Here is a 10,608-nt window from a genome sequence, read left to right as displayed (position 1 = left end):
TTACTTTCCCTTGAATTCGGGTGCGCGTTTTTCCATGAAGGCGGCAACACCTTCGCGGTAATCGTCGGTGCGGCCAGCCAGACGCTGAAGATCCCGCTCTACCAGCACCTGCTCCTCAAAGCTGTTGTCGGCGCTTGCGTGCAGGGCGCGTTTGATCATCGCCAGGCCTTTGGTGGGCTGGGTCGCGAAATGCCGGGCCAGCTTCATGGCTTCATCCTGCAGGGCGTCATCGTCTACGCACTGCCAGATCATGCCCCACTGTTCCGCCTTCTCGGCGCTCAGCTTGTCACCCAATAAGGCCAGGCCTTTTGCTCGGGCCATTCCCACTGCACGCGGCAGGGTCCAGGTGCCGCCTGAGTCAGGAATAAGACCAATTTTGCAAAAAGCCTGAACAAAGTTTGCAGAACGCGCCGCAAGCGTAATATCACAGGCCAGGGCAATGTTTGCGCCCGCTCCGGCAGCAACACCATTAACGGCGCAGATCACTGGCATGGGCAGATCCCGAATGGTCTGCAACAGCGGGTTGTAATAAGTCTCGATGGAGTATCCCAGGTCCGGAGCCTCTGCGCCGGGGTTTACATTGCGATCCGAGAGATCCTGGCCGGCACAGAAACCACGGCCATTGCCGGTAAGAAGCATGACCCGCACACTGTGATCGTTGCGGATGGCTTTCAGCGCAGCGCGCATCTGCTCATGCATTTCAACGTTAAAGCTGTTCAGGCTTTTGGGGCGGTTCAGGGTTACTTTCGCAATCCCCTGATCAATGTCTAGAAGCACACTCTGCTCTGTCATGGAAGAATCCTTGTTATAGCAGTGAAACCCGGCCTGGTCGCTTCGGGCAGGTGTTTTTAATCAGACAAAAAACCGCCTCGATACGATCCTTCCAGGCGTAGTGTCTGTGGTACGTCGGTTACGGCATTACGTTGTTTTTTGGTTTGCCGATAAGGCCTGATGATATTCAAGTCGACTTCCGTGTGGCGGTATTCCGCCTTGTTCGATATCAGGAAAGAGTATAGGTTTGAATTGATACCGGTCAAGAATCTGAAACCAAATTTTTGTATCACGTTATCCGGGGCTCGTTTATTGCTCTTGTATATTTCTGATTTTAATCGTTATTTTATTTATTAGCCTTTAGTCTTAGGTAGAGTGCAAAGCGGCAGTGTCGGGCCTCTTTGGCTTGTGAGCCGTGTATTATCTGTTCCGATACAGAAAAAGTAGCTTAAAATACAAAAAAACAAACACGTTCTGAGGAGCTTTTTATGCCTTGTTACCGGATTGATGGCGTGACACCCGTTGTGCACCCTTCGGCATACGTGCATCCCACGGCGGTACTTATCGGCGATGTGCATGTGGGACCGGATTGTTACGTTGGGCCCTGCGCGTCCTTGCGTGGTGATTTCGGCCGCATTGTGATGGAGCAGGGTGCAAACCTGCAGGACACTTGTGTGGTTCATGCTTTCCCCGGGCGTGATGCGATTATCCAGCGCAATGGTCACATCGGGCATGGTGCGGTTCTGCATGGCTGCGTTATAGAAGAAGATGCCATGGTGGGGATGAACGCGGTCGTAATGGATGAAGCTGTCATTGCCGCGCGGTCTATTGTGGGGGCTGCCGCGTTTGTGAAAAGCGGTTTCAGTTGTGAGCCGGCATCATTGATCGTGGGCTCGCCGGCCAAGGTGCTGCGTCAGTTAAGCGATAAAGAAGTCAGCTGGAAACAGCGCGGCACTCAGGAATACCAGAGACTGACACGCAGGTGTCTGGAAAACATGAGAGAGTGCTCGCCACTGATCGAAGTGGATGCGGATCGGCCCAGGTTGCAGATTGGCGAACATGATCTGAAGGATCGGTAGTCGCTCAGAATCATGGAGACCCTGTGCCGGACGAAACCGGCGCAGGGTTGTGCCAAATCCTTCTGATACCCTTTCTCTATTCTGGCGGGATATGACTGTCCGGCGGCTCCAGAAAAACCTCGATAGGTTGTGGAACCCCGAAAAAGTAACCTTGCAGGTACACGTGAGGGTGTCGTGCGGCCAGAAAGTCTGCATGGGCACGGGTTTCCACTCCCTCAGCAACTACGCGAGCCCCCATGGTGTCGCCAATGCGCACAACCATCTCGACGATATTGGCATTCATAGGCTCATCTGGCGCTGACAGCACAAAGCTCCGGTCTATCTTTACCTCCGATATGGGCAAACGCTGCAATCGTGACAAAGAAGAATAGCCCGTTCCAAAATCATCCAGTGAGAAAACGCAGCCAAGGTTGCGGATGGCCTGCATTTTTTCCACGACGGTGTCCAGGTTGTCAGCGGAGACGCTTTCTGTCAGCTCAAGCGTCAGTAGTTCTGCCGGGAATCCGGCATGGGTGACCGCGTCTTTCACCGCCGCCACAAAGTCGTCTTCTGCAAAGTGCTTCGCGGAGATGTTCACGGCGCATCTGAGTGTCGGGTTTGTGCTGTGCAACTCACGCATCTTCTCCAGCGTTTTACGCAGCACCCAGCGTTCAATTTTGACAATTTGCCGGGAACGCTCTGCATGCGGTATGAACTCACCCGGGCCCAGAAGGCCGCGCTCTGGGTGATTCCATCGGATCAGAATTTCCAGCCCGCAGAGAACGCGGTCTGGTGAGAGCTGTGGCTGTGCGTAGAGCACCAGCTGATCCTGTTCAAGAGCCTTGTTGAGCTCCGATTCAATCTGTAGCTGCTGGCGAATTTTATCGCTCATCGAATCCTCAAAGATTGCGATTGGCCGGTTAGCTGCCTTGGCACTGCGGTGAGCGGTTTCTGCGTGTTGAAGAGCAGAAGACGGAGAGTCGGAGCTTTCCGTGGGGTATAGGGCCGCGCCTACGGTTACCTGAAGATGCAGGTCGGGACTGCCTTCATACTGGATAGGCTCGGTCAGGCTGCTCTGGATGCGGTCATACAGCGCGAGAATGACCCGGTATGCGTCATCAATCGTCCACCGGTTAGGAGCCAGAACAATGCCAAACTCGTCACCGGAGAGTCTGGCTATCGAGTCGTCAGAGAAAACAGCCCTGCGCAGGCGCCTGGCGAATTCCCTTATTACCTGATCACCACACTTGAAACCGTAGGTTTCATTGATGTAGCTGAAATTGTTGATATCAACAACAAGAACGGCGGTAGATACATTTCCGTGACTGCAGAATTTCAGAACGGTACTCAGCTCATTCAGGAACAGTGCGCGGTTCGACAGGCCCGTAACCGGATCGCGCCATTTGAGTTCTTCTAAACGTTGCTCTGTCTCTTTTACACTGGATATATCATTGAAAACAATAACGTAGTGCGTGATTTCATTGTTTTCTGAACGAATGGTGCTGATGGTACGGAGCTCAGGATAGAGCTCGCCGGTTTTTCTGCGACTGTGAAACTCTCCTGACCAATGGTCATGCTCAATCAGGTGGGCACGGATGCTATCCAGGTTCAGCTGAGTGTGAATGTCTCTGCACAGCTTTACATAACTGTTGTTGAGCACTTCTTTTTCGGAGTAGCCTGTAATGCGGGAAAATGCTCTGTTGACCGCTATTATTTTTTCGCTGACATCCAGAAGGATGATGCCTTCCGAGGTCGCCATGAAGACTCTCTCGAACAGATTGCTGTCGGACTGACTGAAGTTGTCGAGTTGCTCAAGTTGTCGTTTGAGCTCCTGATTGAGAGCCGTGATGTGATCAAGCATGCCACTAAGAGAGATGTGGGTGCGCACCCGGGCCCGGACTGCAGACAAGCGGATCGGCTTGTGAATATAGTCTACGGCACCGGCTTCAAATCCCTTCTCTTCTGATTTCGAGTCGCTCAGGGCAGTGATAAAAATAACCGGTATACGTTGCAGATCACGCCGGGCTTTCAGATTTCTGCACATCTCAAGGCCGTCCACCTCTGGCATCATTATATCCAGCAGGATGAGGTGGGGCTTGTTGTCCTGCTCGAGAATATCCATGGCCTCGGCGGCACTTGTTGCGATAATCAGGTCATAGTCCTGACCGAGCGCACCGGTCAGAACCCGGATGTTGGTGGGCTCATCGTCAACAACCAGAATTTTCGGGTTGTAACCCGGCCTGAAAGCAACCGGTTCGTCCAGTCTGGATAAGTCAAAGTAAGGGTCTGACACAATCGCGCCCTCCGTCTTCCTTGGCCTCGTAAAGGTGTTTGTCTGCCGTTTTAATCAGTTCAGCCGCGCCGGATGACGATGAAGGTTGATCTGCCGAACAGCCCACAGAAATGGTGAAAGCGGGGCAGTTCTTTTTGTAACGCTCGCAGCCCTGGCACTGGGTTTTCATGGCTTGAGCCAGATGATTGGCTGCGGCTACCGTGCTATGCAGGTCGGCACCCGGGATAATCGCTGTAAATTCGTCCCCGCCCAGGCGCGCCACGATTTCTCCGGCTCTGGCAAAGCTTGAACTCATGGCTTTCGCGAGATTCTGGAGGCACAGGTCGCCCTGGGCATGACCGTACTGGTCGTTAATCTGCTTGAAATTATCAAGGTCGATAAGTACCAGGCCAATCGGGCTGTTCTGGCGCCTGGCGCGTCTCCACTCCAGGTCAAGTTGCTGGTCAAAGAGGCGGCGATTGCCAATGCCGGTGAGGGGGTCAGTCAATGCGGCAGCTGCCAGCAGGTCGGTCTTTCGCTTCAGATCAATGAAGGTTGATACCTTGGCGCTCAGTATGGTTTTGTTGAATGGCTTGAGAACATAGTCTGTTGCGCCATGCTGGAAAGCTTTCTCAATATCCCCGGTCTGGTCTGATGCTGAAATACAGATGACAGGAACCGATCCATACGCTTCTGCAGATTTCAATTCGCACAGAAAATCAAGCCCGGAACCATCGGGGAGGTACAGATCAAGCAGTATGAGGTCCACCTCTGAAGATAAAAGCCGCCGGGCCTCGGCTAGACTCTGGCTGATGACCAATTCACAAGCATCCCCCAGAATACCGTCCAGGCTGGCGATACCTACGGGGTCATCTTCAACAATCAGTACAGTCGGTGCGCTATTTATGTCCATCTGGCTGCCTTCCCGGGCTGTCAGGGTCGATCTTCATCAGCAGATCGACTGCCTGTTCGAATTTGTAAGTCTCAATTGCCTGGCACAGTTGTGACGCAAGAGCTGTTTCATTGGTCGCGTGCAAAAACTCCAGTACCTGTGCGACGTCACTGTCGCGCGCGATGCGGTTGGCGCCCAGCCGTTGCATCATTCGAGCAATAATGCGATCGATCGGCTCTCTTTGAATATTATCGGCCAGTGTCGGGTGGGTTGCAGCACCGGCTGTTGCCAAGAGCTTCTGGATATGCTCTGTCAGCATTGTCAGAAGCCTTTCCAGGCCGCGCACAGCCGGCTCTGAGTCCGTGGCCGATTCAACCTCTTCCGCAAGTTGCATCAACTCCTTGTCGGCAATGTTGGCGGCAGCACCCCGGATTTTATGGGCAATGGCTTTCGTTGATTTCTGATCTTCAAGCTGCAGGCAGTTTTCAACATCAGTCATCATTTGCCGGGAACTGGCCAGAAAACTGCGCACACATCGTTTAAAAAGGTCGGGGTCGGCTCCGAACATCTCCTGGTACAGGGAGGGAGAAATGAAACCCGGTAGTTCGGGGTTGCGGGTATACTCTGGCCGGTTGGCATCATCGCCAGAGCCGGGTAAGGGCTTCGCCATCGCATGGGCTTTGAAAAAAGCTTGCAGCAGCCTCTGGATATCTCCGGGAAGAACGGGCTTGGTGAGATAATCATCCATACCTGCGGCATATGAGCTGCTGCGGTCATGCTCGGATATCGATGCCGAAAGTGCAGCTATGATCGGCTGCTGGATGTTCTCCAGGCTACGAATCTGCGTGACAATATCTTGCCCGGTCTCACCGTCCAGATGCAGATCCATAAGAACAAGATCAAATGACCCGGTTTCAAGCTGCTGCATTGCCTGAGCTCCACTTTGGACGGACGTTGAGTCCACCCCAAATGATCTTAGATAGCTTGCAACGATTTCGCAATTCAGGTGCACGTCATCAACAATTAAAGCTTTAAGGTTTTGAAATACCGGGCGGGGAGCGGATACAACCGTGTGCTCCTCCAGTTGCTGTGGCGCCAGGTGCTCAAAAAGCTTGGAAGGTGTCAAGGGCTCGAATGCCAGGCGCCCACCGGCGTTCTGAAATTCGATCATCCAGTCGCGCTTGAAACCCGCAGGAACAATGATCAGCAGCCTCTCCAGAAGGTATACCTCGGGTGCTGCCATTAATTCCTGTACAAAATTTTTGACCACACCCGCTTCGATATTTTCCATATCGATGATTGCCAGCGAAGGTTTGTTGCTTCCTTTAACCGGCGTTTCTGCCAAGACGGATTTGACGTCTTGAAGAGTAGCGGCCGGTATTATTTCCAGTGACCAGTGCTCGCGATAGGTTTCCAGCAGAGAGAGGTTATGATTCAGGCCATGGTGATAGACCTTGATGGGGCTGGAGACATGGCGGGGGCCAATATTTTGTTCGTTCTCCGCCAAATCCACAGGAATCAACAACGTGAATTTTGAACCCTGGCCTTCAGCACTTTCAAGTGTGAGCGCCCCGTTCATCAATTTTGCAAGATGACTGCTGATTGCGAGACCAAGACCTGACCCGCCAAAAACGCGGCTTGTGGATTCGTCAGCCTGGCGGAAGTTTTCAAAGACCCGTTGCTGGTCCTCTTCCCGGATCCCGATGCCGGTATCCTTTACCGTAATTTTCAGGATTCCGTGCGCGTCTCCATCTTCTTCGAAGCTGAGGCTGACGGTAACGCTGCCGTCGTGGGTAAACTTGATAGCATTGCCGACGAGGTTGCTGCATATCTGGGAAATTCTCAGAAGGTCGCCGGTAACGTGTCTGGGTGTTGAGGGTGCAACGTTGACGCGCAGCTTCAGCCCTTTCTCTTCAGCAACGATGGCAAACAGCTCAACACTGCGCTCAATAAGAGCCTCTATTTCAAATGGTTGATAATCAAGCTCTATATGGTCTGCTTCGATTCTCGACAGGTCCAGAATGTCGTTCAGCAGTTGTAGCAACACTTCTGATGCAGAAAAAGCCTTGCTCACCAGGCGCCGTGAGTAGTCGTTGAGTGGTGCTTCCTTTAATAGAACCAGCATGCCGAGAATGGCGTTCATGGGCGTGCGGATTTCGTGGCTCATATTTGCGAGAAATGCCGTTTTTACCTTAACGGCTGATTCGGCAGCCTGTTTTTGCATGTTGAGTTCAGCAGTTTTCTCTATGACTTCCTGTTCGACCCGTCGTTTTGCGTTGGACAGCAGCATGAACGCGGCCAGTATCAGCCCGTTGATAATCAGGCCGCTTACGAGAATGGCTGCGGGCTGTCTGCTCACATTGTACTGCTTGAAAAGCCGCGTTGACTGCACATCAAATGTCCATTCCCGGCCATATATACTCAACGAGTAGGAGGTCTGGAACATGGGCGAAGTGTCGTAGTTGTTCTCCGTAGTCTCGTTGAATTCGCTGTATAGCGGGTGCTCACCATCACGGATACGGAAATGCAGCAGTCTGTTGGTGTTTGCGAGGGTACCTTCCATTAGCCGGGAAACTATAAAAGGAGCGTACACAAGACCAAGGAAATCGGCTTCTCTGTTTTCTTGTTGCGTGACTTCCGAAGTGCGATAGAACGGATGGTAAAACAGGAAACCGGGCTTTTGCTCGTCGTCCTGCACCAGTGCAATGGGGCCCGTAATCTGGGTCTGGCCCGTGCGCATGGCCTTCAGCGCTGCTGTGTAGCGGTTTGACTCGTGAGCCATGTCGAGGCCGATGGCGGCTTCGTTTCCGGCCAGTGGCTCAAGGTAGGTGATAGGCCAGAAATCCGATCCTTCATGAGGCGGGTGAACACGAAAGTCTGGCCGCTCTTCCCGTTGCTCAGCAAGATATGACGCTAGTTGGCTCTCTGGAACCCGTTTGATAACACCGATGCCAACAATGCCGGGCAATCTATCCTGTATCGCAAGAACGTCTGCAAAACGTTTCCATTGAGTGAGTGAGGTGTCGCCGTCGTTGACCCGGATGGTGCCGACCCCGGAAAGCAAAGCAAACTCGTACTTCTGCATCCGGTCCAGCAGCAGTGCATTAAGTTGCTCAACGCGCTGATCAAACTGATCTTCAGCCCGGGCGCCGGCTATCTGTGCAGAAATCTGCCAGGCTATAACAGTCAGCAATACGGAAAGACCAACGACAACCCAATGCAGTTTTGTGATTCGAGCCACGGAGCCGCGGATTTTTGCCATATACTGGGCTGGCCTCAATGAGGGAATGGCGAATGTTGGATCAGGTTAACTTAACCAATGTAAAGGTTCTATCATTACAATATGTTACAGAGGGACGATTATGAGCCCTGAAGAATGGCAAAGCGTCCTGGACGTTATTCCGGATGTGCGTGACGGCCTGACGCGCACCGAGCGGCTTATTCTGTACCTGATACATGAGACACAAAAGGAGCGGAACGGGCGGAATGTGCCTACCGTTATGCTCTATGGCCGGGTGTTGGAGTATGTGGATATGAGTGAAGCCGAGCTGCATGTCTATCTGGACCGGCTGGGTGTCAGGGGGGATGGCACGCAATAGTCAGTATTTGTTCCCTGTTCAGTAGTTCACACGCATCGTCTGCGGCCGCCCCTGTATATGCCTTTAAAGTTGACCCACGCCCCCGGGAGCTGACGTGCTTGGTGACTTTGTCACTGTGCCTTGTGAATCTCAGGCGTAGTCTCGTGCTATCCATGCTTAATCTCACATATCGCGAGGCAGACATGAAGCAACTGCATTTTCAGGAAAAGTATCCGATCACCGTCTTTGATATCAAGAAGACAGAGACACAGTTTGGTTCTGCCGAGCAGATAGCGGACTACTTTGAACGTTGCATTGAAGAGACTCCGAGGGTGTCCTATATCGCAACGTTTGATCACCTGGCCCACTCCCGCGAGATTAAAGGTGAGGTTTCTCCCGACATCCAGGCAGCCATTAACGTGGTGTTCTGTTTCGGGCATATGCTCCCGAATCCCCAGGTGTTAGCGGTAAGGCCTCGTTCAATTGGCATTGCGGATATGGGTGACCATTTTGTTGTAAGTTTTATGGATGCGCCGCAAAAACCGGCAAACGATGCCATGCGTGAATGGGCACTCGCGCTTCGTAATCGTTAACTTTCTGGCTGAGGGAAAGGTTTATGTGGCCATTACTGTTCTGGATGCAGAAAAATCTGGTGTGGAGTATCCCTCTGGCCATGATTGCCGGTTTCGTTGCCGGGCAGGTGGCCGAGCCCGGCCCGTTGCGCTGGGCAATACTTCCGCTGACCTTCCTGATGGTTTACCCCATGATGGTCACCATGAACCTGCGCCAATTGTTGCAGCCCGGGGGCGGCAAATTGATGTGGGTAACCCAGTTACTCAACTTTATTCTGATACCTGCGATCGGGTATGGCGCTGGCCTGCTCTTTTTCCCGGATGAGCCGTTTGCAAGATTGGCGCTACTACTAACGTCGCTGCTTCCAACTTCCGGCATGACCATTTCCTGGACCGGCTTTGCAAAAGGCAACGTGCCAGCAGCGGTGCGGATGACGGTAGTCGGTTTGATTGCAGGTTCGCTGCTTGCGCCGCTTTATCTCAAAGGGCTGCTGGGTGCGGTGATCGAGATTCCGGTTTCCCAGGTATTCATGCAGATCGCGCTTATCGTTTTTCTGCCTTTGGCGCTGGGTTATCTGACTCAGCGGGCGCTTATATCGAAGCATGGTCAGGAGAGCTTTCAGAAGAATATAAAGCCCAAGTTCCCACCGTTTTCGACCCTTGGTGTTCTGGGAGTGGTGTTTGTTTCCATGGCGCTGAAATCGCAGGATATTCTGAACAATCCTGAGTCACTGCTTGCCTATCTGGTGCCCTTGGTGCTGATTTATGCACTGAATTTTGTCATCAGCACGCTCGTTGGCAAGGCGCTGTTTCCTCGGGGCGATGCGATCGCGTTGGTGTATGGCACGGTAATGCGGAATCTGTCGATAGCCCTGGCTATTGCCATGGGGGTCTTTGGCACGGAGGGTGCTGATGCAGCCCTGCTGATTGCTCTGGCTTACGTTGTTCAGGTGCAGGCGGCAGCATGGTATGTGAAATTTACGGATCGGCTTTTCGGAGCACCTGAGAAGTGAGGATGGGCGTGTCAGGTGCCACAGCCACAACCGCTCTCTGCGCTGATTTTCTGTAGGCGTTCGAACTCCTCAACCGGGCTCAACTGCTGCTCAAAAGCCTTTCGGTGATAGTCCGGGTCTGAGGAAATGATCCATGAGCAGCCATCATTCGCTGCGAGGGTCCTGAGCTCAGAGAGCCATTGTTCAAAGGTGTCTGCCTGCTCTGTATTGCGCATGATTGTATCAACCTGTTTTGGTTGTCGGGTAACGGTGCTATGCCGTAAGTAAAGCGCACAAGCCGCAAAAAAACCCCCAAAAGAGGGGGTGAAGTGGGTACAACAACGCAAAAAAAACCAGAACAACTTACGACACAATCTTCAACTTACTCTTCAACACACTTTCTTCAGCTCTTCTTCAAATTGCGGTACTGCTTCAAACAGATCCGCCACCAGGCCGTAATCGGCAACCTGGAA

The 10,608-nt window shown here is 52.7% G+C and carries 9 protein-coding genes; 4 read left to right on the top strand and 5 right to left on the bottom strand.

The window, feature by feature from the left end; translation table 11 throughout:
- A complete protein-coding gene (gene paaG / locus ACN0RL_RS00045) occupies nt 1-792 on the bottom strand; it encodes a 2-(1,2-epoxy-1,2-dihydrophenyl)acetyl-CoA isomerase PaaG (RefSeq protein ID WP_417512594.1) in 792 nt (263 codons plus the stop codon).
- A 467-nt stretch (nt 793-1,259) separates the two neighbouring features.
- Here paaG and ACN0RL_RS00040 point away from each other — a divergent pair, with 467 nt between their 5' ends.
- Complete coding sequence (locus ACN0RL_RS00040) at nt 1,260-1,850, top strand: phenylacetic acid degradation protein PaaY (RefSeq protein WP_417512593.1); 591 nt, start codon at nt 1,260-1,262, stop codon at nt 1,848-1,850.
- Between the two features lie 76 nt (nt 1,851-1,926).
- On the opposite strand, the gene ACN0RL_RS00035 is transcribed toward ACN0RL_RS00040, so the two are convergent.
- The 3 genes from ACN0RL_RS00035 to ACN0RL_RS00025 are packed head-to-tail and all read right to left on the bottom strand — an operon-like array spanning nt 1,927 to nt 8,255.
- Nucleotides 1,927-4,122, bottom strand: coding sequence for an EAL domain-containing protein (locus ACN0RL_RS00035; RefSeq protein ID WP_417512592.1), 2,196 nt, complete (start codon nt 4,120-4,122; stop codon nt 1,927-1,929).
- Nucleotides 4,103-5,014, bottom strand: coding sequence for a diguanylate cyclase (locus tag ACN0RL_RS00030; RefSeq protein WP_417512591.1), 912 nt, complete (start codon nt 5,012-5,014; stop codon nt 4,103-4,105). The genes ACN0RL_RS00035 and ACN0RL_RS00030 overlap by 20 nt, the downstream gene beginning before the upstream one ends.
- Nucleotides 5,001-8,255, bottom strand: coding sequence for a CHASE domain-containing protein (locus tag ACN0RL_RS00025; RefSeq protein WP_417512590.1), 3,255 nt, complete (start codon nt 8,253-8,255; stop codon nt 5,001-5,003). The genes ACN0RL_RS00030 and ACN0RL_RS00025 overlap by 14 nt, the downstream gene beginning before the upstream one ends.
- Nucleotides 8,256-8,355: 100 nt before the next feature.
- Between ACN0RL_RS00025 and ACN0RL_RS00020 the strand changes: the two genes are divergently transcribed.
- From ACN0RL_RS00020 to ACN0RL_RS00010, 3 genes are all read left to right on the top strand, one after another.
- Nucleotides 8,356-8,592: a hypothetical protein gene (locus tag ACN0RL_RS00020; protein WP_417512589.1), complete on the top strand. Its 237-nt coding sequence runs from the start codon at nt 8,356-8,358 to the stop codon at nt 8,590-8,592.
- A gap of 152 nt (nt 8,593-8,744) precedes the next feature.
- Nucleotides 8,745-9,164, top strand: a complete 420-nt coding sequence (locus tag ACN0RL_RS00015; protein WP_417512588.1) for a DUF6858 family protein — start codon at nt 8,745-8,747, stop codon at nt 9,162-9,164.
- A gap of 23 nt (nt 9,165-9,187) precedes the next feature.
- The gene (locus tag ACN0RL_RS00010) at nt 9,188-10,156 is read left to right on the top strand and encodes an arsenic resistance protein (protein WP_417512587.1); all 969 of its coding nucleotides are present in this window, start codon (nt 9,188-9,190) and stop codon (nt 10,154-10,156) included.
- Between the two features lie 11 nt (nt 10,157-10,167).
- On the opposite strand, the gene ACN0RL_RS00005 is transcribed toward ACN0RL_RS00010, so the two are convergent.
- Complete coding sequence (locus ACN0RL_RS00005; protein ID WP_417512586.1) at nt 10,168-10,371, bottom strand: hypothetical protein; 204 nt, start codon at nt 10,369-10,371, stop codon at nt 10,168-10,170.
- Nucleotides 10,372-10,608: the final 237 nt, after the last annotated feature.

This window comes from Marinobacter sp., assembly GCF_048259445.1.
In the GTDB taxonomy this organism is placed as follows: Bacteria; Pseudomonadota; Gammaproteobacteria; order Pseudomonadales; family Oleiphilaceae; genus Marinobacter.
This window is presented reverse-complemented; position numbering and strand designations above follow the sequence as displayed.